This is a genomic window from Zwartia lucis (assembly GCF_965234455.1).
Classification (GTDB): Bacteria; Pseudomonadota; Gammaproteobacteria; order Burkholderiales; family Burkholderiaceae_B; genus Zwartia; species Zwartia lucis.
Genome location: NZ_OZ248472.1, coordinates 256,013 through 279,660 on the forward strand (window position 1 = coordinate 256,013; position 23,648 = coordinate 279,660).

Genomic DNA, 23,648 nt, shown 5'->3' on the forward strand with positions numbered 1-23,648 from the left:
CGGATATATATAAATGTTTGTTGATTCACATTGCCACGTCAATTTCCCTGAGCTTGCCGCCCAAATGCCTGACATTTTGGAGCGTATGAAAAACAATGGCGTCGGGCGAGCGCTGTGCGTGAGTGTCAATCTTCCAGATTGGCCAGGTTTACTTAAGCTTGTCGAACAACACGACGAGCTCTACGCGTCTGTTGGTGTACATCCAGACTATGAAGACACGATCGAGCCTACCGTCGAGGACCTGATCGAGCGCAGCGTCCATCCGAAAGTCATCGCGATCGGTGAAACAGGGTTGGATTATTTCCGCCTAACGGGTGATCTCTCTTGGCAGCGTGAGCGTTTTCGGCGGCATATCAGGGCGGCGAGGCAGACTCAATTACCCCTGATTATCCATACCCGCTCCTCGTCTCAAGATACTCTGGATATTATGAAAGAAGAGGGGGCTCAAGAGGCACGAGGCGTCATGCATTGCTTTACTGAGTCCTGGGAAGTCGCGCAAGCCTCGATGGACCTTGGTTTTTACATTTCTTTTTCGGGGATTGTGACCTTTAAGAAGGCCACCGAACTGCAAGACGTTGCGCGGCGCATGCCCTTGGATCGTATACTGATTGAAACTGACTCACCCTATTTGGCTCCTGTGCCACACCGTGGCAAGCTCAATGACCCATCAAAAGTCATTCATGTCGCGGAAATGATCGCGACTTTACGTGGCACGACCACCAAAGAGATTGAGGATGCCTCAACTAACAATTTTTTCAATTTATTCAATAAGTTAAAAACATAACTTCAAGTTAAATATATTTAGTAAATTATTTAATGTTTTATTTATATTATTAACTTAACTTATTGTATTTAAACAATTTATAAACTTAAGCGATCCGGTTATGATTTTAACTTTTTCGAACCTCAGACAGTACGCTTCCAAAACACTCATTCTGATGCTGCTGACAGGCGGCCTCGGGATGGCTCTGCTGAGCCCTGCGAAGGCGGCCGATCCAAAAGACTTCTGGTTTTATATCATTAACGATCATGATCAACAGCTCAAGGATTTACTCCGCAAAGGCATGGATCCAAACAGGAAAAGTCCTAATCAGCAAACACCGCTCACCCTAGCGGCAAGGGAAAACTCCTGGAAAGCCTTTGATGTACTGTTGGCCAGCCCAAAAATCGATGTCAACCTACCCAATGCGTATAACGAAACGCCGCTGATGTACACCGCACTGGTGGGGGATCTTCCACGCACTCAGCAAGTCTTATCAAAGGGCGCCAAGGTCAACCAACCTGGTTGGTCAGCATTGCATTACGCAGCGATTAAGGGACACTCAAAAATAGTGTCATTGCTGATTAGCAAAGGCGCAAGCGTCAATGAACACTCTTTAGATGGAGATACGCCATTAATTTTAGCGGTGCGCTCAGGCAATGCTGACACTGTTCAAGCGTTGATTAAAGCTGGCGCAGACCCTTTACTCTCAAATTTCAAAGCACAAAATGCGATTGAAACTGCGCAGTCTGAAGGTCGAAGGTCGCTCGCCACAGCACTTGAAAAAATTGCTGAGAGTCGAAAAGCGAAAAATTAGTCCTGAGCTCTCAACCTTTTCAATAAACCTCTATTGATGATCCCTTTGAGCTCAGAGTAGGGCACCAAAATAGTAGGCATTCCTAAAGCGTAAGGCCCCAAGACGTAGTGTCCATAGGTCACAGCAATACCATCTGGCATCAAAGCGACATTGTCAGAGAGCTCAAAGGGCCATGTTTCAAGATAAGCCGCAAAATCCGCCTGGGCAAACTCGTTGTCCTTCAGCCACTCGGCGTGCTTCTTTTTAAGCACCTCCTCGAAAGCCTTCATCCGTCCCGATAATACAAAATCGTTCAAAGTAAAGATCTTATCCAGAGTGGGGGACCAATTCACATACATCGCCGTTGACATCCCATGCGCACCGCCCGCGTAAGCATAACTATGGAGCTCAGTCACAACAATCGAAGCCGTATCTCGTATGACCTCAGCTGTCAGAACGATCTCGTAACGGTCGTCCGCAGTTTTCCAAAAGGTATTCGCCAAATCACCTAAATTGATGAATGTTTTGCTATGACCGACATCCATCAAGGCAATTTCGAGCTGCGAACGCACTAGAAATGCATTGAATCGAGGGTGCGCGTCAAAATCTAATCGTTTAAAGGTAATCGAAGGACACTCCTCACCAGAACAATTGGGTTTGGTCAGCGTTGTACTCAACATTCGATAATGAGGCCCACGTTTTAAGCTCGAGGCTAAAGCCGAAGAGGCTGTATTTGTTTTGACCGCAACCTTGGGAATGGGTTGATTCTTTTTCGCACGTGCATTCGAGTCATAGCATCCCATCAAAGTGACTAGGACACTACCTAATAGTAAAAAACGAATGAAATGAAACGTCAGAATCTTAGGGCATCCTTGATGTTGTCGCGAAGCGCTTCTGGCGCGGTATTGGGTGCAAAGCGCTTTAACACCGCGCCATCCCTACCCACCAGAAATTTTGTGAAATTCCATTTAATCGCCTCTGTACCCAGTAGGCCAGGACGGCTATTTTTAAGCCATTGATACAACGGATCGGCTTGTGCACCATTGACCTCAATTTTGGCAAACATCGGAAAACTCACACCATAATTTAAGGCGCAAAAGCTCTGAATATCCTTTTCATCGCCCGGCTCCTGGTGTCCGAATTGGTTGCATGGGAAACCCATCACGACCAAGCCTTGCGAAGCAAACTCCTCATGCAGCAACTGCAAACCACTGTACTGCTTAGTAAAACCGCATTTTGAAGCGACATTGACGATCAAGAGCACTTTTCCAACAAACGCACTCAATGGCTCTTCATCGCCGGTGATTGTATGCAGACCGAGGACGGGTAAAGTCATGATGATGTCCTTAGCGAAGGGATGAAAAGGCTTCGATCGCACGTACCCGACTGCTGCGTAGATCGACAATTTGATTGGGATAATTCAGTGACTGACGTGATATGGGGGTCGGATCGTGAATCTCTTTATTCGAAAGGGAAGCAAGCTCAGGCAACCAGTGGCGAATGAAGGCTCCTTCTGGATCAAATTTTTCGGATTGACTGATCGGATTAAAGACGCGAAAGTAGGGCGCAGAATCGGCACCTGTCGAGGCACTCCATTGCCAACCGCCGTTATTGGCGGCGAGTTCACCATCAATCAGATGTTGCATAAAAAATCGTTCCCCCAGACGCCAATCGATCAGAAGATTTTTTGTCAGATACATCGCGACTACCATGCGCAAGCGATTATGCATCCAGCCCGTCTGAACGAGTTGCCGCATTGCTGCATCGACAATAGGCACTCCCGTTTTAGCTTGACACCATGCCTCAAAATCTGTCGGCGCTTGACGCCATTGGACTGCGTTGGTCTCTGGCCTCATCGGCTGGTGCATCGAAAGAGAAGGGTATCCGTGCAATAGATGCTGATAAAACTCTCGCCATAGCAGCTCATTCATCCATGTCGTGATGCCTTCTTGGCCGGTGCCAAGCTCACCGTGATTGAGTCGCAAGGCTTGTTGCCAGCATTGCGCGGCTGAAATCAAACCCGACGCAAGATAGGGTGACAGCGTGCTGGTACCCGGAATGGCGGGAAAGTCTCGATCACGCTTGTATTGCGACATCCGTTCATCTGCAAATTGTGCCAACCTGTCCAGGGCTTCCTGTTCACTTGCAGGCCAACCCGAAACGATCGCCTGCGTCGAAGGGCTCCAGCCAACAAGTCGCTCAGGAATCGGATCCGACGCAAGCGTTGAGATGTTTGCTTGGGGCTGAGGAATCGGTAAGGGGTGATAAGGTGCGACCCGAAGCTTTTCACGACAGGCTTTAGAAAAAGGCGTAAAGACACGGTAGTAATTTTCCGAGCCCGTTTTAACAGTCCCCGGGATAAGCAGAGTATTACCGTGATGACCGACGAGAGAAATGCCGTGCTCGGCTAATCGTGCATAGGAGGCTCGATCGCGCCGACGCTCATTGACACCAAACTCACGATTGCAATGTACCTTCGTCACTGCATGCTGTTGACAAAACGTCAACAAGGCTTGTGGAACATCGCACCAAGCTGGAACAGTGAGGATGTTGAGTGGAACATTTAGTTTGGCTAATGATGTAGAGAGCGTGCGTAACGCACGCAACCAAAAGTCCACTTTATGAGGGGAGTCTGCGTGCTCAGCCCATTGAGAGGGCGAAATGATGAACAAGCCAAGCGCATCTTGTTGAGACATGGCGGCGGTGAGAGCAGGTTGATCACTCAGCCGTAAATCTGTTCGAAACCAGCAAAGTGTCGTCATAGTCCGTTACCTTGCATGCCAGCGCTTGACAGCAGCGAGCGTGCTACTCACATGTTGATCTGGGTTCAAGCTACTGTGCACAAAATAAATTTTAGAGTCAGGTGTCACAACATATGAAATTCGACTCGCCATACTCGTGGTGAAAAAAAGAGTCGCCTCATACGCTCGCATCACCGAGCGCTTTGCATCAGAAGCCACCGCAAATTTGCCACCGCACGGTCCAAGTGAAAACTTTTCCAAAGTCTCGATGTCATCACCAGAAACACCTACAACTGTGGCCCCGTATTTAGAAAATTCTTCGGCGGCCTCAGCAAAAAGATTCGCCTCAATGGAGCAACCGCTCGTAAATGCTTTAGGATAGAAATAAACGATCACAGGACCTTTTTTTAAATTATCCTGTAAAGAAAATCGGTAAGGTTTACCTGCCAACGCAGCGTCAAGAACAAACGCAGGCGCGTCCTGTCCAGCCTTCAGTTGCGCGTATGATGTACTTACGGGGATGAAAAGTAGCAGGGCGCTCAGTAAACGGAGAACTTTATTCAATATTGGCATCACGGCCTCGCCCCAGAGATTAAGCATAAAAATCTTAAAACGTACACGAATAGATGAATGAATTGAGATTAACAATTTATCACTCGCAACGGTGAATCACATGACTAAACCATACGAAAAATCCTTGATTGTTACATTATCTTTTTTAGCTATTTTGTCTGGGTTGAGTCTAGGAGGCGTCAGCCACGCACAACGTTACCTGCCATTGCCTCCGCCTCCACCCATTATTTGGCCAGATGAACGTCCCGCAGAGCCTGCCCGCTGGACACAAGAGGATGTCTCGCCAGAGCAAAAGTATGAAACAGCTCGAAATGAATCTGTTGCCGCTCAACAAGTCGCTGTAGACATGTGCAAAACATTACCCCCAATAGATCAGCCAGTCTGCCTCGCGCAGACTCGCTTAGAGTATGTAAAAGAAATGGCAGAGATCAAAGCAAGATTTGGGATCAGTCGCTAAGTAAGAGGGTGACTATTTCGCTAAGAGGGCGACTTAATTGAAGCGCCCCTTCAGCCCGCCAACACTGAAACGACCCGCACCGAGCAGCGCAATCGAGAGTGCGCCAAATAAATACAAGCCTTGTAACTCCAACAGCCATCCACCATTTTTTGTCAGATGAAAGAGTTGGTGTGTATGTGAGAGATACACGGCAACTAACATGTTAAGCAGCAAAACGAGTGCACTTGGACGTGTCATAAAACCAATAATGATGAGAACGGGAGCGATGATTTCGCCTACAAACACCCCGTAAGACACCCAGGCCGGCCAGCCGTTGGCATGCACCAAGGCGGTTATTCCTGAAATGCCGTTCATCATCTTGTGCAAGCCATGCATCAACATCAAGATACCAACAGACAAGCGAAGCACAAGTTTCCCATAGTCATCGAAGTGGCTCATTCAGTTTCCTTTATTTATTAACGTCACGCATCTTAATCGGCGATTCGGTATGATTGAGACTGATGCATTAAAACCTAAAAGAGATCAAATGATCCATACGTAATAACCGCATAATGTATATTATGTAAAGTAAAGGATGCGAGTAGATGAAAGTCTGTATTTATGGTGCTGGCGCTGTGGGCGGTCATCTGGCTGCACGCCTTTGTGCCGCCGGGAAACATGAGATTTCAGTGATTGCCCGCGGTGCACAACTTCAAGCGATCAAAGAGCGTGGCCTAACAGTTTCCCGCGGTGAGGAAATCCATACAGGTCGCCCGCAACATGCCACGGACAATCCAAGCACTTTACGTCCACAAGATGTCGTCATCGTGACCCTGAAAGCGCAAGCTTTACCAGAGGCTGCTGCCTCGATCGAGTCCTTACTCGCACCCAACGGCGTCGCAGTCTTTGCTCTCAATGGGATCCCTTGGTGGTGGCACAAAGGACTGAACGTCCCTCAAACTCCCCTCTTTCCTCTTGACCCCCAAGGAGAGCTTTGGCATCGCCTCCGCGATAAAACCTTGGGATGTGTGATTTATTCGCCAAACGAGGTCATTGAGCCTGGCGTGATCCGCAGCGCACCTAAAGATCGTTGGATGCTTGGCGAACCAGAGGGCACAGAGACGGAACGCTTGCACCAAGTTGCCGAGATTTTTCAATCCTCAGGTATTCGCGGGCTGGCGACGACAGAGTTACGCTATGAGATTTGGTACAAGCTACTCATCAATTGTGGCTTGAATCCCGTGGCCGCTTTGACGCGACTGCCTACGCCACTGATGAATAAAAATCCCCACATCATCGCGCTACGTAAAGCTGTGATGCTGGAAGTCACGGATATTGCCTTGGCTTGCGGTACCGATCTTCGCGGCAAAATCGATCTCGATGAGCTGTGTACACCGACCAAGCGTTCAGGCTCGAATCGTGCGTCCATGCTGCAAGATGTCTTGGCGGGACGGACGCTCGAGCATGAAGCTATCTTAGGCATTGCGGTGGGCTTAGCCAAAGAACATGGTGTGCCCGCACCACGTTGCGAATTAATGCTTGGATTGATGCGTGGACTTTCAGAGTCTATGGAGCAGGACAGTTAAAAAACTACTTAAACGCCGCGCGTAGTTCTCGCACACCCAAGGCCAACACCCGTGCATCAACACCCACAGCCACAAACGTGCAGCCTAATTTTAAGTAGTGTTGCGCCAAGGTCCTATCAGGCGTCAAGATTCCTGCTGCCTTGCCGTGCTTGAGGATGGTGGCAATCCCTTTTTCGATCGTCGCAACAACCTCAGGATGACCGGGGTTACCCAGGTGACCGAGTGCGGCAGAAATATCTGATGGGCCGAGAAACACGCCGTCGACACCCTCCACGGCACAAATCGCATCTAGGTTGCTCAGGCCCGTCTTGGTCTCAGCCTGGACCAGTAAACATATCTCATCATTGGCCACCTTGACGTAGTCTTTGCGAGAGTCCCAGCGGGAGACCCGCGCGGAACCATAGCCTACGCCACGGATGCCATGGGGAGGATAACGTACCGCCTGCACAAGCTCCTGGGCTTGTTCAGCGGTGTCCACCATCGGGATCAACAGGTTTTGAACACCTAAGTCCAGCAGCTGTTTAATCAAATGGGTCTGACCAATAGGCGGACGCGCAACAACCTGCGTGTTGTAAGCCGCGCAGGCCTGCAACTGGCCAAGGATCGTCAGCGGATCTGTGGGCGTATGCTCACCATCCAACAACATCCAGTCAAACTCCGCGGTCGCACAAATCTCAGTCGCGAAAGCATCGGGAAGCGACACCCATAAACCGATGTTTGCCTCCCCTGCTTTCAGAGATTGTTTGAACCGATTGGTGTAATCAGGCATCTGAGATCCTTGGCTTTATTACTGATAACGGTAAATTACTTAGACAGAACTTTGCTGATAGCCTCACCGATCTGCGTGGTGTTGGCTTTTCCACCGAGGTCAGGTGTGTGAGGACCTTGGCTCAACACTTGTTCAATCGCGGTCACGATCGCATCATGCGCCTCAAGATAAGGCTTTTGATTGGCAGCAGGCAAACCACGTCCAAGGTAATCCAGCATCAACGCGCCCGACCAAATCATCGCGATCGGGTTGGCGATATTTTTGCCGTAAATATCCGGCGCCGAGCCATGGACGGGCTCAAACAAGGAAGGGAATTTACGCTCTGGATTCAGGTTGGCCGAAGGCGCCAAACCGATGGTGCCCGTACATGCAGGACCTAGATCAGACAGAATGTCACCAAACAAGTTGGACGCCACCACCACGTCAAAACGATCAGGCTGCAACACAAAACGTGCAGACAAAATATCGATGTGCTGCTTGTCCGTGGTCACGCCAGGATAATCTTTACCAACCTCAGCCGCACGCTCATCCCAATAAGGCATGCTGATCGCAATACCGTTTGACTTAGTGGCGATGGTCAGGTGCTTGCGTGCGCGACGATTAGCCATTTCAAAAGCAAAGCGCAAAACACGATCGCAACCGATACGCGTGAAAATCGATTCTTGCAGAACGATTTCGCGGTCAGTGCCTTCGAACATTTTTCCACCGACAGCAGAGTACTCGCCTTCGGTGTTTTCACGTACAACGAAAAAATCGATATCGCCTGCTTTGCGGTTAGCAAGCGGGCAAGGCACGCCGTCAAACAAGCGGACTGGACGCAAGTTGATGTATTGATCAAATTCGCGACGGAATTTGAGGAGCGAGCCATATAACGAAGTGTGATCGGCCACAATCGCTGGCCAACCCACCGCACCGAAATAAATGGCATCGCAATCTTGCAGATGACTCTTCCAGTCCGCGGGCATCATCTCGCCTGTCTTGGCGTAGTAATCGCAAGAGGCCCAATCAAAATGACGATACTCAAGATTGAGACCAAATTTTTCAGAGGCGGTTTTCAAGACCCGCAAGCCCTCAGGCATCACTTCTTTACCAATACCATCACCAGGCAATACTGCAATACGAAATGGGCGACTCATGCGCTAATCCCCTTGTTGAAAGATACAGAATCTTACTCTTTTCCTTCAGACTACATACGCGCCTGAAGATGCTGCGCCGCAGCGTAAGGCTTATTTCGGAGCTGGTCTAGCAGAACTAGACGAATCGATAAGAGACAAAAAGTCATTGCTCTTTTTGATGATGACAACACGATTAAAATGAGATAAATGGTTGAGTTAGAGATATTATCTTGTCAATCTTGACCGCGTCATATCAGTTGCAATTCAAAATCCAAAATTCGAGACCTACCGATGAAACATTTCCCCTCCTTTCATGCCGACCATTACCCCCGTGACCTCGTTGGCTACGGCGCCACCCCGCCCCAAGCCAACTGGCCTGGTCGAGCCAAAATCGCCGTTCAATTCGTCTTGAACTACGAAGAAGGCGCTGAAAACACGGTTTTAGATGGTGATCCAGGCTCGGAGCGTTTTTTATCGGAAATTGTTGGGGCCGAGAGCTATCCAGCACGGCACATGAGCATGGAATCGATCTACGAATACGGTTCTCGCGCAGGCGTTTGGCGAATACTAAGAGAATTTGAGCAAAGAAAGCTTCCATTGACGGTCTTTGGCATTGCTGTCGCCCTCAAGCGCCATCCAGAACTGACTGCGGCCTTTCTCGAGCAAGGCCATGAAATTGCCTGCCATGGCCTTCGTTGGCTGCATTACCAAAATATCGACATCGATACTGAGCGCGCGCACATGCAAGCTGCCACGGCCATCATTAAAGACCTCACTAAAGGTCAATGGCCCTTGGGCTGGTATACGGGGCGAGACAGTCCCAACACCCGCCAACTTGTCGTCGAGCAAGGCGGTTTTGAATACGATAGTGACAATTATGGTGATGATCTGCCTTTTTGGACACAAGTGACCAAGTCTGATGGGGCTAAACTTCCTCATTTGGTGGTGCCCTACACCCTAGATACGAATGACATGCGTTTTGCCACCCCTCAGGGCTTTAACACGGGGCAGCACTTTTTTGAATATTTGCGTGACAGCTTTGACGTGCTCTACGCCGAGGGTGAAGATCACCCCAAAATGCTTTCCATTGGTATGCACTGCCGTTTACTCGGTCGACCTGGGAGAATGATTGGCTTGCAAAGATTCCTTGACCATATCGCCCGTCATGACAGAGTCTGGGTATGTCGACGTATTGATATTGCGCAACACTGGAAAGAAAAACATCCTTTTGTGTGGAATTGACAGGAAATTCGTTGTCTACACAAATAAACAATGCCATACTACGTTCGATGACTGGCCTTTTGTCCAGTAGCCCTTTTCGCCCACACAGGAAGAAGACTCATGACCCAAGCTCAATCCCTCAGCAGTGATGTTCAATCCACCAACGCAGGTAATGTTCTTGCTAATGGTGTCAAGATTATTGGCGAAACTGTTTTGCCAGGTGCTAGCTTGTTGCTAGACGGCCAATTTGTAAATGGCGCCCTTCACTCCGTCGCTGGCATTGGCGCGCGCATCGCGTTCGGTCCGATTGGTGTCGTACTCGTCTGTGCTGACTCTTTTTCAAAGTCCGTGACTGACAAATCTCTGTGGGATCATGCTTCTGGTGCATATCAAGCTAACGTAGAAAAACGTGCTGCTGCAAAAGCTGCGAAGGCCGAAGCAAAAGCTGCTGCCGAAGCTGAAAAAGAAGCCGCTGTAGCTGCCTAAACTGTTGTCTGTACTTCATGCTAGTGGCAGGAGTGCTTCACTCTTGCCGAAAATAAAAAGCGGACCTAGTCCGCTTTTTTCTTATTCCCGAACGAAATCCACGCTCAGTACGCGAAGCCTGAAGAATTCAACGACCAAGCCACACAACAGAAATTTCACTCTTGGCTCTCTGAAACTGAACGCGCTTCTCTCAAGGCATTTCGCTTTGAACAAGACCGACTTACATATCTCGTGGCGCATGCTTTGTTAAGGGCGGCACTCTCAAGCTATACGGATATCAAACCTGCAGATTGGCAGTTTCAAACCAAGGGCATGGTCGCCCTTGCCTTGACAAGGGTTGGGCCTGTAGGCATCGACGTTGAATCGACATCACGCGAACAGAATATCTCTGAGATTGCACTAGACATTTTGACCTCAAACGAATATTTCGATTTAAACCAACAAGCTAAAACAGATCAACATACTCAACTGCTCAAGTACTGGACGCTCAAAGAGGCCTTTGTTAAAGCAACGGGCCTGGGATTGACCTCTGGACTTCAAACCTTTGAGTTTGATCTAGAGGCACAGCCTCAGCCTATCATCCGGTTTTTATCTCCAAAGGATACGCTCGCAAAAAACTGGCAGTTTAAGCAGTGCATCCTGCCCTCTGGTCACATCCTCGCCTTGGCGCATCATCATCCTGAGGCGCTACACGCACAAGTCTCACTGAACGAAGCGCTCTGGCTTCAAGAGACAGCCAATCTCGGTTAAGGTAATGGGTATGACAACCATTCTTTGATCTGAAATCCTGCCAAAAATGACTCAACACATGCTTGAATTTAGAAGTGACAATTGTGGCCGTGCTGCTCCCGAAATCGTAGAGGCCATCGTACGTGCGAACCAAGGCAATGCCATCGGCTACGGCGCGGACGATCTCACACGCAAGCTCAACGAGACACTGAGCACAATCTTTGAAACCTCTGTGCGCGTTTTTCCGATTCCAACTGGCACAGGCGCTAATGCACTTGCCCTGGCCGCGACAGGTACACCGTTTGGCGCTGTTTACTGCAGCCCTGAAGCACATATCAATACCTCTGAGTGCAATGCCGTTGGTTTTTTTGGTAGCGGCCTGAAGGTCACTCCCATTGGCGGGATTCACGGCAAGGTTTGCCCTGAGTCGCTTGAAACACAGCTTAACAATGCGGGCTTTGGGCAAGCGCACAAGAGTCAACCCGTCGCGGTCAACCTTGTCCAGGCAACTGATCTAGGTGCTGTTTATTCCGTTGAAGAAATCAACCGTATCAGTGCCCTCGCCCATGGTAAAAATCTGACGGTGCACATGGATGGCGCTCGTTTTGCGAATGCCCTTGCCTATCTCGGTTGTAGCCCTGCAGAAATGACCTGGAAAGCAGGCGTAGATATTCTTTCACTTGGTGTCACTAAAAATGGTGGGTTACTGAGCGATGCTATCGTCGTTTTTAATCCAGAGATCGCAGAAAACATAGGCTTTCATCTTCGCCGTGGTGGCATGATCTGGTCCAAGATGCGTTTTGCCTCGGCTCAGGTTTTAGCTTATGTAGAAAATGATCTCTGGTTAAAGCTCGCTCGCCAATCCAATGCAGCGGCTCAGCGATTAGCAACAGGCATTCACAGCACGCCCGGCGCGCGTCTCATCGCCCCGGTGCAGGCCAATGAGCTTTTTGTTGAAATGAGCGCCAACGCGCTGGATCATCTCGCGCGCGACGGAGTGTTGTATTACAGGCGTGGTCCAGAGCTTGCTAGATTTGTTTGTCGCTGGGACACGACTGAGGATGAGGTCAATCAATTATTGACATTACTTGCGAGACACGCACAGACTTAACAAAGGCTTCCAATCTAATTTCCAACTTTTTTTAAGATCACGCATATGAATAAAATACATATGAACACAATGATGATTCGTTTAATGTGTATCGCCATACTGGGTCTTGCAAGTGTTGCGAATGCCTCCGCCTCAGGGCTTACTCTTGCACAGTATCGAGAGTGGAATCGGGACCCAATCAAAAAAGAAATGCTCAATACTTATACGGCCGGCATGGGCCAAGGCGTCACTTTCGCAAACGTCTATAACAAAACACAAAAAATACCGATGATTTTTTGTCCTCCGAATTCACTGCAAATTACGGGAGACCTGACAAATACCGTTCTGGCCAAATTCATCGCTAAGAATAGTTTCAAACCTACCGACGAAATATCGATCATTTTGATATTCGCAATGAAAGATGCCTATCCTTGCTAACAACTAGACCTACTCAAAAAACAAGACGTCCTCAAAATGCGAAATTAATCTCAAAAGTACTCAAGCAAAAGGGGATTAACTTTTAAAAGTTATGCTCAAAAAATGGATGATGAGTTGGAATATTAGCGATTTTTCTCTAAATCGTTGCGCAATATACCGCTTGACTTGGCATAAATGATACTGATACATTTGTATACAGGTGGGTACACAGATGGTTACACCAGTACATTAAATGATGACAACAAGAATTTCAAATAACGACTTCTAGCTACAGCACAGGAACTAAAACCTTTAAAGATCATTCAATACTTCAAGGAGCGCGATATGCATCAAAAGCTTTTGACTTATGGTTTAGCTGCCTTAATCAGTTTAGGTGCGATTGGTGTGACCTCAGCGCAAACCATCAACCTTCGCTATGCGCACTACCTTGCGAAAGGTCCCTTCCTTGAAGTAGAAGAAAATTTCGCCAAACGCGTCGAAGCGCGCACCGACGGTAAGGTAAAAATCGCCATCACCTACTCAGGTGGCCTTGGTGGCGGTTTCGAAGTGCTTGGTCTTGTCGGCCGGGGAGGCGTCGATATGGCGGCTGTAGTTCCTGGATATTTTCCAGACCAACTGCTGTTTTGGAAGGCCTCACAAATCCCCTTTGTCTTTGACTCACCCAAGCAAGCAATCGGGGTGATCACGACGTCAGCAAAAGAAATCCCTGCCTATAAACAAGAGTTAGACAAACTGGGCGTCCACTTCCTCTTCCAGCAACCGCTCGGCTCTTTCTATATTACCGGTCCTGGTGAAAACTGCGATACGCTTGCCGGCCTCAAAGGCAAAAAGGTGCGCGCCTTTGGTGCTGATATTCCCAAGGTAGTCAGCGCAACGGGAGCTACGCCAGTCACTATCCAGGTCGTTGATATCTATGAGGCGCTACAGCGCAAGACCCTGGACTACTCCTTTTTGAATCTTGGCAATATTGTCGCCAACAAGCTTCCAGAGGTTGCCAAATACACCTGCGGTCCGATTATGTCTATCGGTGGTCATATGGTGGTACTCAGCAAGCGCGTATGGGACCGCATGCCTGCCAATATTCAGCAAATTATCACTGAAGAAGCAGCAAAAGCGCAGCAGGACTACATTGCCTGGGTGGTCAAGAACGACGCAGACACCATGAAAACATTGCAGCAAGTCGGTCATATCGTCAAACCGTTTCAGCCAGCAGAGCTTGCCAAATGGAAGGCCCAGTCGCCTGACCTGCTACAAGCCTGGAAAGAGGATATGACAAAACGTGGTCAAGGGGCTGCCGCAAACACTGTCGTAGATCGCTGGCGCGAAATGACCAAGAATTAAATGTCTATTGCGATACTTGTCGCACCTTACGTATCATTCACTTAACATAATAGGAACTTAAGATGAAACGACTACTTTCCGCATCCTTAATCGCCACCGCCCTCTCCTTCATACCAACCCTCGCAACCGCTCAAGACCAATTCAATCTTCGCTGGGCACACTATCTGCCTAACGGACCCTTTCTAGAAATTGAGAACAAGTTCGCTGAGAATGTTGAGAAGCGCACCAATGGTAAAGTAAAGATCACAGCCACATATGCCGGCGGTCTTGGAGGGCCGGGTGTCATCTTGCCATTGGCGGGTCGAGGAGCGGTTGATTTTGCAACCTCAGCGGCTGGCTACTACCCTGACAGCCTCCCGTTCTGGAAAGCTTCACAGTTACCTTTTGTGTTCAATTCGCCAAAGCAAGCGATTGAGACCTTCAAGGTCTTGAGAAAGGAGTTCCCTGTCTTCGACCAAGAGATGAAAGGCATGGGAGTCCGCTTCCTTTTTCAGCAGCCCTTGGGTAATTACTACTTTGTCGGTTCAAAAGAAGGCTGCGATACGATGGCAGGGCTGAGCGGTAAAAAAATCCGGGCCTTCGGTTCAGAAATTCCAAAGATCATCTCCTCAGCAGGCGGTGTCTCCGTGACGCTCACGACCACGGAGATGTACGAGGCCGTTCAACGCGGTGTTATCGACTATGCCAATGCTGACGTCGGTAATATTGCCTCGCTCAAACTCTATGAGGTCGGCAAGAACATCTGCGGTCCGATCATGACCTTTAGTGGTCACATGATGACCATTGGCGAGCGAACTTGGAACCGTCTGCCGAAAGCCTACCAAGACATTATTATGGAAGAAGCGGCGGCGGCCCAGCAAAGCTACCTCGAGTGGGTCGACATCAACGGTAATAAAGCCCTTAACATCATCAATAATAATGGCATCAAAATCACACCCTTCAAGGCTGATGAAATGGTGAAGTGGAAAGCAGCTTCGCCCGACCTCATCCAAAGCTGGGTTGACGATATGACCAAACGCGGTAAGGGTCCAGATGCTGCAAAGATCGCAGCCCGCTGGCGTGAATTGATTAAGTAATTCGCTTTTTACGGGCGTGACCGCTCATGGTCACGCCACTCTCAACCATGATGATGAAGATTCTATGCTCCCATTTTCACGCTTAATTGAAAAGCTAGCTTGGGCGACCGTCCTGGTCGGCGGTATCGGATTACTGCTCTCCATGGGGCTTGGTGTCGCGGATGTGGTGGGTACTTATTTAGGACACCCCGTGCCCGGTGCCTATGAGCTCACTGAAAGCTCCATGGTTCTCGTCGTCTTCGGCGGACTGACTTACGCACAAATTAAACGCAAACATATTCGTGTAGAACTGGTCTACCTGCGCATGGGTCCGCGGGCACAGTCAACGATGGACATCTTCGCAGATATTGCTGCGCTCATTTTTTTCGGTTTGATGGCCTGGCAAGGATGGAATGAGGCCATCTACAGCATCAATATTAACGAAGCGACGAGCGGTCTGATCCGCTTTCCGCTTTATCCTGCACGCATTCTCTTGGTCGTTGGTATCTGCCTTTTCCTCGTTCAAATGGCGCTCGATTTGATCGATGACACACACCGTCTTATCACTGGAGTTGGCGGTCGCAAGGAAGATCTGATTTCAGACGAAATCAGAGCCCTCATGGAAGAAGGAGCGCAGCATCGTGCTTGATCCCTCAACAACTGGCATTATTGTCGTCGTCTTACTTTTTACCCTTCTCATCATCGGCACCCACATCGGTGTAGCGCTTGGTCTTGTTGGGGTACTCGGCATGTATCTCGCCATTGGTCCGGACGCGGCCTGGGCGCAGCTCGCCATGGTGCCCTTTGCCACCACAAACTCGTTTCTACTGGCGGTCATTCCACTCTTTATTCTGATGGGATCCTTCGCTAACCAGGCAAACCTCACCACCGATCTCTATAGAGCTGCCTATGCCTGGTTAGGACGACTACCCGGCGGACTCGCCATCGCCACGACCTTTGCCTCAGCCGCCTTTGGTGCCGCTTCTGGCTCCACAATTGTCAATGCAGCGGTCTTTACGCGCATGGCGCTACCGGAGATGACGCGACTCGGCTACGACAAGGGGCTCAGTGCAGGTTGTATCGCTGCCTCAGGGACGTTAGCGGCCCTGATTCCGCCAAGCATACTCATGGTTGTCTATGCCATCATCACAGAACAATCGATCGGTAAGATCATGCTCGCGGGGATTATCCCGGGTGTGTTCACCGCGTTCGTATTCATGGCCGGCATCTATGTTCGCGTCAAACTCAACCCTTCTCTCGCCCCCATACCAAAAGAAATAATACCTTGGAAAGTACGCTTTCAATCACTCACTGGCGTCTGGGGAATTTGCGCACTATTCGCACTGGTTATCGGTGGCATCTATGCAGGTTTGTTCACACCGACTTTTGCCGGTGCAATCGGTGCCTTTGGCGCACTTGTGATCGTAGTCCTCAAGCGACGTCTTACTGGCAAGTCCATGCTGGAGATCATCAAGGATGCAGGCATCAGCAGCACGACAATCTTCATTATTATTATCGGGGGTATGCTGTTCTCCCGATTCCTGACTTACACCGGAATCGTGAACGATATTACTGCCTACATGATTTCGCTGGATCTTGCGCCCACGACCTATCTCCTTTGTTTCATCGTGATATTCCTTATTCTAGGCATGTTCATCGAGGCCATCGCTATCATGGTCATGACTTTGCCAGTGATGTACCCGGTGCTCATTGGCGTAGGCTACGACCCGATCTGGCTCGGCATCATCTCCATCAAGTTGGCAGAGATCTCGCTCTGCACACCTCCTGTCGGTCTAAATGTATATGTTGTGCGAAGTGCCTCTCCTGTTCCCATTACTCTTGAGAACGTCTTCGCAGGAGTGATGCCTTTTGTCGTCATGGATTTTATGGTTCTTGCGGTCTTGATTTATTTCCCGCAACTTTCAACTTTTCTGCCGAACTTAATGTCATGAGTTTACAAGGTCATGAGAAACGTTCGATTTTCATCTTTGGGCGCCCATAAACGCACGCCTTGCAACCTGAACCAGCTTGGAGAATGAACATGTTAGAACACCACGGTCGTTTCGAATATTCCAATATCACCAAAAGACCAACCTATGAGTGGCCCAACGGTAAGCGACTTGCTGTTTACGTTGCGATGAACATTGAGGTGTTCCGCTTTGGCAAGGGTAAGGGTGCTGCCATTGCACCGCCCGATCAGGCCAACAGCCACAGCGTGTATTCCTATCGCGACTATGGGAACCGCGTCGGCTTCTGGCGCATGATGGATATGTTTCGAGAGATGGATATCCCGCTCGAGCACCAACTGAACACCGCGATCTATGAACATCATCCCGACATCGTCGAACGTATCCGCGAGCACGGCGACGAGATCTTAGGTCACGGGTACACTAATTCCGATGAGCAAGGCGGCCTGTCCGAGGCGGATGAGCGCAAGCTAATCCAAGACTGCACAGCCCGCATCACAAAAGAAGAGGGTCAAGCTCCGACTGGTTGGATGAGCCCCTGGCTTTCAAACTCAAACCAGTCTCTTGATCTGCTAAAAGAAGCGGGCTATCACTACGTCATGGACTGGACCTCGGACGATCAGCCGGTCTGGGCCAAGACGCGCAGCGGCAAGATCCTCCTGATGCCCTACCCAGTAGAAACTAACGACAATCGCGCCCTTGTCTGGTATCGCTACAACTCAAAGGAATTTACAGACCTCATCATTGAGTCCTTCGACGAGATGCTTAAGCAGTCAAAACACCAGCCGTTAATATGCCCGGTATCGCTCCATCCCTTCGTGGTGGGTCGTCCATACCGCATGCCCGAGCTTCGCCGCGCTTTTGAGCATATACAAAAACACCGAGACCAGATTTGGCTCACCCGCCCCGCTGATATTTGCCGCCATATCGAGAGCTTGCCAAAAGGTACTGTGCCTGGAGACGATTATTGAGTGCGTCACTTGACGCAGTGATCTAATTTTTTTTCCCATTTTTAAAACTACATGATCTCTCGTACGTCGGGATCATGATCACGATTCTTTTGGGAGTACCTCGATGATTGATCTTGTTTTGCGTTCCGACCGCGTGGTCACGCCGCATGGCGTTGGCGCTCATGACATCGCTATCTCCGGTGAAAAAATTATTGCCGTGGGGACCTTTGGTAGTTTAACTCCCCGTGAAGGCGGCCGTATCATCGACGCTTCCGGTCAGATCGTCATGCCGGGCGGTATTGACCCACATGTTCATTGCAAATGGCACTTACCTAATCCAGATGGTACTGCCGGCTTGTCTGATCCTCCACCGATTGTGACCCGTGCGGCTCTGCACGGTGGCACAACCACCATCATAGATTTCGCGCGCTGGACACATGGCAACACCATCCAAGGCACCATAGAACAACGCGATCAAGACTGGATCGGAGAATCCTATTGCGATTACGCCTATCACGTCATGGTAGAGGGCCAGTTACCACCCGATATTTTTGGTCAGCTCGCTGAGACCATTCAGGCAGGATATCCAACTATCAAAATATTCACGACTGATATCCGTCCCTCCACTCGCGGGCGTATGGTCGATTTTGGTGATATCTGGGAGGTCTTTAAAGTTCTCGCTGCGCATGGCGGCATGGGTGTTATCCACGCCGAGGACAACGATATTGTCATGCACATGTACGATAAGTTGATCAGTGAAGGACGGGTCGGTTTTGAAAATATGGCTGAAGTGCACAACACGCTGTCAGAAGATCTGTCGTTTCGACGCGTCATACGCTTAGCCGAAAAGGTGCCGGGTACGGCGCTATATATGATGCATGTGAGTGCTGCAAGCGGTGTGGCAGCGATCCGCGACGCGCGCGCCAGGGGCTTACCCATCTACGGTGAGTCGTTACATCAATATATGTTGTACACCAGCGAGGACTACAAGCGTCCGAACGGTCAGATGTACCACACCTACCCTTCTTTAAAGTCAAAAGAGGATCAACAAGCGCTGTGGGCTGGCACGTTGGACAGCAGCATTAACGTCATCGCGACAGACGAACTCTGCTGCAATCTCGCGCGAAAGACGCAGGGCAAGAGAATCGACGATACAACAGGTGGCAACTCAGCGGTCGAGCCACGCGTATCCATGATGTACACGGAGATGGTTGAGTTGCGCGGCTACAGTTTAGAAACCTTCGTCGATCTCGTTTCCACCAACTCCGCCAAGATCCTCGGTCTCTACCCCAAGAAAGGCGCTATCGCCCCAGGCAGCGATGCAGATATTACCGTGCTCGATCCGGCACTCCGCCGCACACTCAAGGCAGATGAACTGCATGAAACCGACTATTCACCTTGGGAAGGAAGAGAGGTCGCTGTTTGGCCATCGCTGACTATTCTTAGAGGCCACGTAGCAGTTGAGAACGGTATCCTGCACGCACGTCAGGGAGGTGGTCAGTTTCAGAAACGCAAAATTGATCAGTCCTTTATCGACGGCCCTCGTCTGTAGAGGAGATATGATGCAAGAATATCTCCTCTTGATTCGTCTACAAGTACTTTTAAAAGCTTCTTTACCGTTATGGGATGTAAAGGACTTGATGACTGTTGAGATCTCTGAGGGAAAGATTGCGTTATGCCGTGCGGACGGACAGTGCGTCCGCATCTCCCAAACTCCAATCGCTCTTCGCGATATCGCGCGGTGGTCGATTACGCGCCCGGACGGTTCTTCACTCGTTTGCAGCTCAGTGCTTGGCGTGCTCGCAGCCGTGAGAGATATTCTTGACACAACGCATCGTAGCGGTTTACCACTACGACTTGGCGTCATGGGAGTCTCGTGATGACACCCGTTATTTTATTGACCGGATTTCTAGGCAGTGGTAAGACCACCCTTCTGTCACGTCTTCTCGCCAGCGAGGACTTTCGTGACACCGCGGTGATCATTAATGAATTCGGTGCAGTCAGCATTGACCATGAGTTGTTACGCAGTGCTGACGAGACGATCATCACGCTTGGTAACGGGTGTCTCTGTTGTAAGACCTCGTCGGATCTCGCAGCCACGCTAGATGATTTGCGTCGTCGACGCGACGATGGAGAAATCGCGTTTCGGCGCGTGATCATCGAGACTTCAGGACTTGCCGATCCTGTTCCCCTCCTCCACGCACTGAGCACTGACAGTGTGATCGCCATGGCTTTCGTTCTGTCAAATGTTGTCACTGTCGTGGATGCTGTGGCCGGTGCACAAACCATCGACGGCTATGAGGAGGCGCGCCGCCAAATCGCCATGGCCGATATGCTCTTAGTGTCTAAAACCGATCTCAATGATGATGTTTCAGAACTGCGAGCTCGACTTGACGCACTGAACTCCACGGCCACCATCATGAACGCGCATGACTGGCTTGGAGTGGCTGTTGACAACACAATCCATCGATCGCAACGACAACCGACACCTAACGACGCTAAAGCGCTGCATAGCCATCGCTATTGCACGGTCAGTATCGTACGCGAGTCGCCCATTGCAGCGTCAGCTGTTCCCCTATTTTTAGAAGGGCTGGCGGCGCACCTTGGCGATCGCCTGCTACGCCTCAAAGGCTTCATCGCGCTTAAGGAGGACTCAGATAAACCGATGGTTGTCCATGCCGTTCAGCATATGGTGCATACGCCACAATGGCTTTCCGCTTGGCCGTCCTCCGACCGGCGCAGTCGCATCGTGCTGATCGGCCATAATATTCCCGCGCGTTGGCCCGAACTCTTACTCGACACGATCGAAGCCGAGGTTAATATCGTCGCCGCAGAGCGCAACTCCCAACGTTTAGTATCCGCATAAAAGGCTTTATCCATTATGAGCAAACCCACTGTTGCGATCATTGGCACGGGCGGCACCATCTCCTCCGTCGTGGACGACTCGCTTGACGTACTGAACTACCCAGATATAAGCCGCAAGATGGAGCCAGCTGAGGCCATCGCCCGCATTCCCGAGGCGACGCTTTTTGCGAACTATGAGACCCTGCCGTTCCGCTCCGTAGGCAGCACGGCGATCGGCCCTGCGGACTGGATCGAGCTTGCGCAACTCATCAGTCGAACTGCAACCGAACAACCGCACATCCGGGGTTTTGTCATTCTGCATGGAACAGCCACCATCGAAGAAACCGGATATTTTCTCAATCTAGTGTTAAAGACTGACAAGCCAGTCGTCCTCGTTGGCGCTCAACGGCCGGCCAGTGCAGTCAGTACCGATGTAAACATGAACGTCCTCTCCGCAGTCCGCACCGCCATCAGCGAAGAAGCCATCGGCATGGGCGTGCTAATCGTACTGAATGATGAAATTCACAGCGCACGCGATGCGACGAAAACATCAACTTATCGCCTCCAAACTTTTAAAAGTCACGACTTTGGTCTGCTAGGACATGTGGATGGTGATCAAGTTTCGTTCTACCGTTCGCCTCTGCGCAAGCACACACTGGAAAGTCCCTTCGATATCGCCAACATCACGTCAGTACCGCGTGTAGACATCGCTTATTCCTATGGCGGCGCGGACGGTTGTGCAGTTGAGGCTTTTGTCGCTGTGGGAGCAAAAGGAATTATTTCGGCCGGGCTTGCCCCCGGCATCCCCGCACCGCTTGAGCGCAAGGCTCTAGAGCGCGCCGCTGCTGCTGGCATTGTTGTCGTACAGTCCACTCGAGCCGGAAGCGGACGCGTCGCTCGGCGCACGTATTTGCGTGATCAAGGCATGGTCGGCGCAGACAACCTAAACCCTCAAAAGGCACGCGTGTTGCTTGGTCTTGCTCTAACTAAGACAAATAATCCTGATGAGATTCAGACATTTTTCAAGACCTTGTAAAAGTAGTTGCCCTCATTCGCAATTTGGTCTTTCACACCACGTTAATAATCTAAATTATTGTGGATTTTTTTTAAGTGTACTCATGAGTGCCTCACCAGGGCGAGAGTCTTTGAGTAGATTTCCATCTCGAATCACGAATTTTCCATTCACCATGACATAATCCATGCCTTGAGAGGGTTGCCGGGGATTCTCGTAATCCGCACGTGGCTCAACTTTACTGAGATCAAACACAATAATATCTGCATCCATACCAGGTTGGATGCGTCCCTTATATTTCGCCTGATCCGATGCCGTCGCAACCAGATTTGCAGGCAGCAAACTGCCACGTCTGAAAACGTCAATGAGACTCATGGATTGTTGTTCTCTGACATAGCGTGAAATGACCGTTGTAAATGTCGCTGCAGTTCTAGGATGCGAATAGGCCTGCTCTGGCAGAGGCCATACTTCTTCTTTTATTTCCTTTCCATTGATGGCGAAAGGCATCGCGTCAGAGGCGATCATTGTGTCTTGAAACAATACAGCCGTATCGATGAACTTCATCTCCTCTGGCTTCTTTTCATCTAGATAATGAACAACGATAAGACCGCCAGGATCTTGGGATCGTATTTCACTGAGGCGAGTGTCATTGGCGACACGTTCTTTTGTTTGTAAATAATAAATATCTGAAGACTTGATCCCTACCTGAGGCAAGTTCTCAGGTCGTAAGAAGGGGGCCCCAATGACCGTTGACCCCGCTCCAAATGGATATGCTTCAGTTGTCACAAGGAGTTTTTTACCTTGTGCTTTTTCAATCAAGGGGATGACATCAACGATTTTTCTCAAGGAGGTACTGTTAATGTGACAAATATGCATTCTTGCCCCCGTCCCTGCCGCAACTCCGAGCAGTTCAATGAAGCCCTCAACCGCACCATTTGGTTCAGAGGTATTTTTTGTACGCAGATGTGTATAGGTAGGTACGTCATATTTCGCTGCGAGTGTTGCCAAGGCGACGTACTCTTCCCGGTTGGTATCAGGTGCGTATCCCGTGACAACGCCGATACCCATCCCGCCATCCAACATTTCTTGTTCGACTAACGTGACGACTGCTTGTGATTGATCTGGGGGTAATAGTTTTGACCATTTAGGCCATCCAAAATATTTAGTGGCTGTTTCAAGGCTGCCATCCAAATCTTTGATACCGTCTGCGACGGAAAGCCTTGCTCCAACCCAAGAAGCACTAAATCCATAATTCAAGGGAAGATTAAGTTTTGCGGCGTTTGCATAGGCTTTCTTAATTGGAAATCCGCCAGCTTCTAGTTCAAGAGCAGTGGTGACGCCATCAAAAGCCTGCATCCAAAATGTCGGTACATTGACGCCATGGACGTGTAAATCAATAAATCCTGGACCAAGTATTTTTCCTTTCGCATCAATTTCGACTTTTCCTTTTAGTGGTTCAGTCGAGACAGCAATAATTTTTTTCCCTGTAATACCCACATCGCGAATAGCGTCCAATTTTGTCTCTGGATCGATGACTCGACCTTGTTTGAATACCACGTCAAATATAGGTTGCTGTGCCTGACTCGCTCCAGCAATAAAAATCATCAACATCCCCACAAGAAAGCTTGTAAGTAAAGATTTTTTATATTCAACATTGATTTTATTCATATGATCACTTAAACGATGAGAGCGAGTATTTGAATGTCGTAATTGGTCAGATTCCGAGTCTGATAACTCGT

26 protein-coding genes are annotated in these 23,648 nt (G+C 49.6%); 18 read left to right on the top strand and 8 right to left on the bottom strand.

Annotated features, from left to right (window positions below):
- The first annotated feature begins 13 nt into the window (after nt 1–13).
- Both AC8GE9_RS01225 and AC8GE9_RS01230 read left to right on the top strand, forming a co-directional pair.
- A complete protein-coding gene (locus tag AC8GE9_RS01225) occupies nt 14–784 on the top strand; it encodes a TatD family hydrolase (RefSeq protein ID WP_506675296.1) in 771 nt (256 codons plus the stop codon).
- 100 nt (nt 785–884) lie between these two features.
- The gene (locus AC8GE9_RS01230) at nt 885–1,577 is read left to right on the top strand and encodes an ankyrin repeat domain-containing protein (protein ID WP_506675297.1); all 693 of its coding nucleotides are present in this window, start codon (nt 885–887) and stop codon (nt 1,575–1,577) included.
- Here the strand turns inward: AC8GE9_RS01230 and AC8GE9_RS01235 are convergent.
- Genes AC8GE9_RS01235 through AC8GE9_RS01250 form a run of 4 tightly spaced genes read right to left on the bottom strand, consistent with a single transcriptional unit; the run spans nt 1,574 to nt 4,897 of the window.
- Nucleotides 1,574–2,359: a DUF3298 and DUF4163 domain-containing protein gene (locus AC8GE9_RS01235; protein WP_506675298.1), complete on the bottom strand. Its 786-nt coding sequence runs from the start codon at nt 2,357–2,359 to the stop codon at nt 1,574–1,576. The genes AC8GE9_RS01230 and AC8GE9_RS01235 overlap by 4 nt on opposite strands.
- A 50-nt stretch (nt 2,360–2,409) precedes the next feature.
- Nucleotides 2,410–2,892, bottom strand: a complete 483-nt coding sequence (locus AC8GE9_RS01240; RefSeq protein WP_506675299.1) for a glutathione peroxidase — start codon at nt 2,890–2,892, stop codon at nt 2,410–2,412.
- Nucleotides 2,893–2,902: 10 nt separating this feature from the next.
- Nucleotides 2,903–4,318 (bottom strand): deoxyribodipyrimidine photo-lyase, encoded by a 1,416-nt coding sequence (gene phrB, locus AC8GE9_RS01245; RefSeq protein WP_506675300.1) that lies wholly within the window; start codon nt 4,316–4,318, stop codon nt 2,903–2,905.
- A 6-nt stretch (nt 4,319–4,324) separates the two neighbouring features.
- Nucleotides 4,325–4,897, bottom strand: a complete 573-nt coding sequence (locus AC8GE9_RS01250) for a peroxiredoxin (RefSeq protein ID WP_506675301.1) — start codon at nt 4,895–4,897, stop codon at nt 4,325–4,327.
- Between the two features lie 73 nt (nt 4,898–4,970).
- On the opposite strand from AC8GE9_RS01250, the gene AC8GE9_RS01255 reads away from it, so the two are divergent.
- Nucleotides 4,971–5,327, top strand: a complete 357-nt coding sequence (locus tag AC8GE9_RS01255; protein WP_506675302.1) for a hypothetical protein — start codon at nt 4,971–4,973, stop codon at nt 5,325–5,327.
- Between the two features lie 33 nt (nt 5,328–5,360).
- Here the strand turns inward: AC8GE9_RS01255 and AC8GE9_RS01260 are convergent, their stop codons facing one another.
- Nucleotides 5,361–5,765: a DoxX family protein gene (locus tag AC8GE9_RS01260; RefSeq protein WP_506675303.1), complete on the bottom strand. Its 405-nt coding sequence runs from the start codon at nt 5,763–5,765 to the stop codon at nt 5,361–5,363.
- Between the two features lie 146 nt (nt 5,766–5,911).
- Between AC8GE9_RS01260 and AC8GE9_RS01265 the strand changes: the two genes are divergently transcribed.
- Nucleotides 5,912–6,892: a ketopantoate reductase family protein gene (locus AC8GE9_RS01265; RefSeq protein WP_506675304.1), complete on the top strand. Its 981-nt coding sequence runs from the start codon at nt 5,912–5,914 to the stop codon at nt 6,890–6,892.
- A 4-nt stretch (nt 6,893–6,896) separates the two neighbouring features.
- Here the strand turns inward: AC8GE9_RS01265 and AC8GE9_RS01270 are convergent, their stop codons facing one another.
- On the bottom strand, nt 6,897–7,661 hold the full coding sequence (locus AC8GE9_RS01270) for an aldolase/citrate lyase family protein (RefSeq protein ID WP_506675305.1): 765 nt from the start codon (nt 7,659–7,661) through the stop codon (nt 6,897–6,899).
- A 35-nt stretch (nt 7,662–7,696) separates the two neighbouring features.
- Nucleotides 7,697–8,797, bottom strand: coding sequence for a tartrate dehydrogenase (locus AC8GE9_RS01275; protein ID WP_506675306.1), 1,101 nt, complete (start codon nt 8,795–8,797; stop codon nt 7,697–7,699).
- 270 nt (nt 8,798–9,067) lie between these two features.
- Between AC8GE9_RS01275 and puuE the strand changes: the two genes are divergently transcribed.
- The 14 genes from puuE to AC8GE9_RS01345 all read left to right on the top strand — a co-directional run bounded on the left by puuE (nt 9,068) and on the right by AC8GE9_RS01345 (nt 21,933).
- Entirely contained in the window at nt 9,068–10,018 is a 951-nt protein-coding gene (gene puuE / locus AC8GE9_RS01280; RefSeq protein ID WP_506675307.1) for an allantoinase PuuE, read from the top strand.
- 99 nt (nt 10,019–10,117) lie between these two features.
- On the top strand, nt 10,118–10,483 hold the full coding sequence (locus AC8GE9_RS01285; RefSeq protein WP_506675308.1) for a DUF6072 family protein: 366 nt from the start codon (nt 10,118–10,120) through the stop codon (nt 10,481–10,483).
- Nucleotides 10,484–10,714: 231 nt separating this feature from the next.
- Nucleotides 10,715–11,233, top strand: a complete 519-nt coding sequence (locus AC8GE9_RS01290) for a 4'-phosphopantetheinyl transferase family protein (protein WP_506675309.1) — start codon at nt 10,715–10,717, stop codon at nt 11,231–11,233.
- A gap of 58 nt (nt 11,234–11,291) precedes the next feature.
- Entirely contained in the window at nt 11,292–12,323 is a 1,032-nt protein-coding gene (locus AC8GE9_RS01295; protein ID WP_506675310.1) for a threonine aldolase family protein, read from the top strand.
- A 45-nt stretch (nt 12,324–12,368) separates the two neighbouring features.
- The gene (locus AC8GE9_RS01300; protein WP_506675311.1) at nt 12,369–12,740 is read left to right on the top strand and encodes a hypothetical protein; all 372 of its coding nucleotides are present in this window, start codon (nt 12,369–12,371) and stop codon (nt 12,738–12,740) included.
- A gap of 324 nt (nt 12,741–13,064) precedes the next feature.
- Nucleotides 13,065–14,081, top strand: coding sequence for a TRAP transporter substrate-binding protein DctP (gene dctP, locus AC8GE9_RS01305; RefSeq protein ID WP_506675312.1), 1,017 nt, complete (start codon nt 13,065–13,067; stop codon nt 14,079–14,081).
- A gap of 62 nt (nt 14,082–14,143) precedes the next feature.
- Entirely contained in the window at nt 14,144–15,157 is a 1,014-nt protein-coding gene (dctP, locus tag AC8GE9_RS01310; protein WP_506675313.1) for a TRAP transporter substrate-binding protein DctP, read from the top strand.
- A 64-nt stretch (nt 15,158–15,221) separates the two neighbouring features.
- A complete protein-coding gene (locus AC8GE9_RS01315; protein WP_506675314.1) occupies nt 15,222–15,785 on the top strand; it encodes a TRAP transporter small permease subunit in 564 nt (187 codons plus the stop codon).
- Entirely contained in the window at nt 15,778–17,088 is a 1,311-nt protein-coding gene (locus tag AC8GE9_RS01320) for a TRAP transporter large permease (RefSeq protein WP_506675315.1), read from the top strand. The genes AC8GE9_RS01315 and AC8GE9_RS01320 overlap by 8 nt, the downstream gene beginning before the upstream one ends.
- 89 nt (nt 17,089–17,177) lie before the next feature.
- Nucleotides 17,178–18,074, top strand: a complete 897-nt coding sequence (locus tag AC8GE9_RS01325; protein ID WP_506675316.1) for a polysaccharide deacetylase family protein — start codon at nt 17,178–17,180, stop codon at nt 18,072–18,074.
- Nucleotides 18,075–18,177: 103 nt separating this feature from the next.
- Complete coding sequence (locus tag AC8GE9_RS01330) at nt 18,178–19,605, top strand: amidohydrolase family protein (protein WP_506675317.1); 1,428 nt, start codon at nt 18,178–18,180, stop codon at nt 19,603–19,605.
- 10 nt (nt 19,606–19,615) lie between these two features.
- The gene (locus AC8GE9_RS01335; protein ID WP_506675318.1) at nt 19,616–19,933 is read left to right on the top strand and encodes a hypothetical protein; all 318 of its coding nucleotides are present in this window, start codon (nt 19,616–19,618) and stop codon (nt 19,931–19,933) included.
- Complete coding sequence (locus AC8GE9_RS01340; RefSeq protein ID WP_506675319.1) at nt 19,933–20,919, top strand: CobW family GTP-binding protein; 987 nt, start codon at nt 19,933–19,935, stop codon at nt 20,917–20,919. The genes AC8GE9_RS01335 and AC8GE9_RS01340 overlap by 1 nt, the downstream gene beginning before the upstream one ends.
- Nucleotides 20,920–20,934: 15 nt before the next feature.
- Nucleotides 20,935–21,933, top strand: coding sequence for an asparaginase (locus AC8GE9_RS01345; protein WP_506675320.1), 999 nt, complete (start codon nt 20,935–20,937; stop codon nt 21,931–21,933).
- Between the two features lie 54 nt (nt 21,934–21,987).
- Here AC8GE9_RS01345 and AC8GE9_RS01350 read toward each other — a convergent pair whose 3' ends face one another.
- Nucleotides 21,988–23,577, bottom strand: a complete 1,590-nt coding sequence (locus tag AC8GE9_RS01350) for an amidohydrolase family protein (protein WP_506675321.1) — start codon at nt 23,575–23,577, stop codon at nt 21,988–21,990.
- Nucleotides 23,578–23,648: the final 71 nt, after the last annotated feature.

Bases quoted from the DNA above. Each gene is read 5' to 3' on its own strand.
- AC8GE9_RS01340 (WP_506675319.1), top strand. From the start codon at position 19,933: ATGACACCCGTTATTTTATTGACCGGATTTCTAGGCAGTGGTAAGACC.
- dctP (WP_506675312.1), top strand. From the start codon at position 13,065: ATGCATCAAAAGCTTTTGACTTATGGTTTAGCTGCCTTAATCAGTTTA.
- AC8GE9_RS01350 (WP_506675321.1), bottom strand. From the start codon at position 23,577: ATGAATAAAATCAATGTTGAATATAAAAAATCTTTACTTACAAGCTTT.
- AC8GE9_RS01285 (WP_506675308.1), top strand. From the start codon at position 10,118: ATGACCCAAGCTCAATCCCTCAGCAGTGATGTTCAATCCACCAACGCA.
- dctP (WP_506675313.1), top strand. From the start codon at position 14,144: ATGAAACGACTACTTTCCGCATCCTTAATCGCCACCGCCCTCTCCTTC.
- AC8GE9_RS01235 (WP_506675298.1), bottom strand. From the start codon at position 2,359: ATGGGATGCTATGACTCGAATGCACGTGCGAAAAAGAATCAACCCATT.
- AC8GE9_RS01275 (WP_506675306.1), bottom strand. From the start codon at position 8,797: ATGAGTCGCCCATTTCGTATTGCAGTATTGCCTGGTGATGGTATTGGT.
- AC8GE9_RS01345 (WP_506675320.1), top strand. From the start codon at position 20,935: ATGAGCAAACCCACTGTTGCGATCATTGGCACGGGCGGCACCATCTCC.
- puuE (WP_506675307.1), top strand. From the start codon at position 9,068: ATGAAACATTTCCCCTCCTTTCATGCCGACCATTACCCCCGTGACCTC.
- AC8GE9_RS01250 (WP_506675301.1), bottom strand. From the start codon at position 4,897: ATGCTTAATCTCTGGGGCGAGGCCGTGATGCCAATATTGAATAAAGTT.
- AC8GE9_RS01330 (WP_506675317.1), top strand. From the start codon at position 18,178: ATGATTGATCTTGTTTTGCGTTCCGACCGCGTGGTCACGCCGCATGGC.
- AC8GE9_RS01270 (WP_506675305.1), bottom strand. From the start codon at position 7,661: ATGCCTGATTACACCAATCGGTTCAAACAATCTCTGAAAGCAGGGGAG.
- AC8GE9_RS01230 (WP_506675297.1), top strand. From the start codon at position 885: ATGATTTTAACTTTTTCGAACCTCAGACAGTACGCTTCCAAAACACTC.
- AC8GE9_RS01255 (WP_506675302.1), top strand. From the start codon at position 4,971: ATGACTAAACCATACGAAAAATCCTTGATTGTTACATTATCTTTTTTA.
- AC8GE9_RS01225 (WP_506675296.1), top strand. From the start codon at position 14: ATGTTTGTTGATTCACATTGCCACGTCAATTTCCCTGAGCTTGCCGCC.
- AC8GE9_RS01240 (WP_506675299.1), bottom strand. From the start codon at position 2,892: ATGACTTTACCCGTCCTCGGTCTGCATACAATCACCGGCGATGAAGAG.
- AC8GE9_RS01300 (WP_506675311.1), top strand. From the start codon at position 12,369: ATGAATAAAATACATATGAACACAATGATGATTCGTTTAATGTGTATC.
- AC8GE9_RS01265 (WP_506675304.1), top strand. From the start codon at position 5,912: ATGAAAGTCTGTATTTATGGTGCTGGCGCTGTGGGCGGTCATCTGGCT.
- phrB (WP_506675300.1), bottom strand. From the start codon at position 4,318: ATGACGACACTTTGCTGGTTTCGAACAGATTTACGGCTGAGTGATCAA.
- AC8GE9_RS01260 (WP_506675303.1), bottom strand. From the start codon at position 5,765: ATGAGCCACTTCGATGACTATGGGAAACTTGTGCTTCGCTTGTCTGTT.
- AC8GE9_RS01325 (WP_506675316.1), top strand. From the start codon at position 17,178: ATGTTAGAACACCACGGTCGTTTCGAATATTCCAATATCACCAAAAGA.
- AC8GE9_RS01295 (WP_506675310.1), top strand. From the start codon at position 11,292: ATGCTTGAATTTAGAAGTGACAATTGTGGCCGTGCTGCTCCCGAAATC.
- AC8GE9_RS01315 (WP_506675314.1), top strand. From the start codon at position 15,222: ATGCTCCCATTTTCACGCTTAATTGAAAAGCTAGCTTGGGCGACCGTC.
- AC8GE9_RS01335 (WP_506675318.1), top strand. From the start codon at position 19,616: ATGCAAGAATATCTCCTCTTGATTCGTCTACAAGTACTTTTAAAAGCT.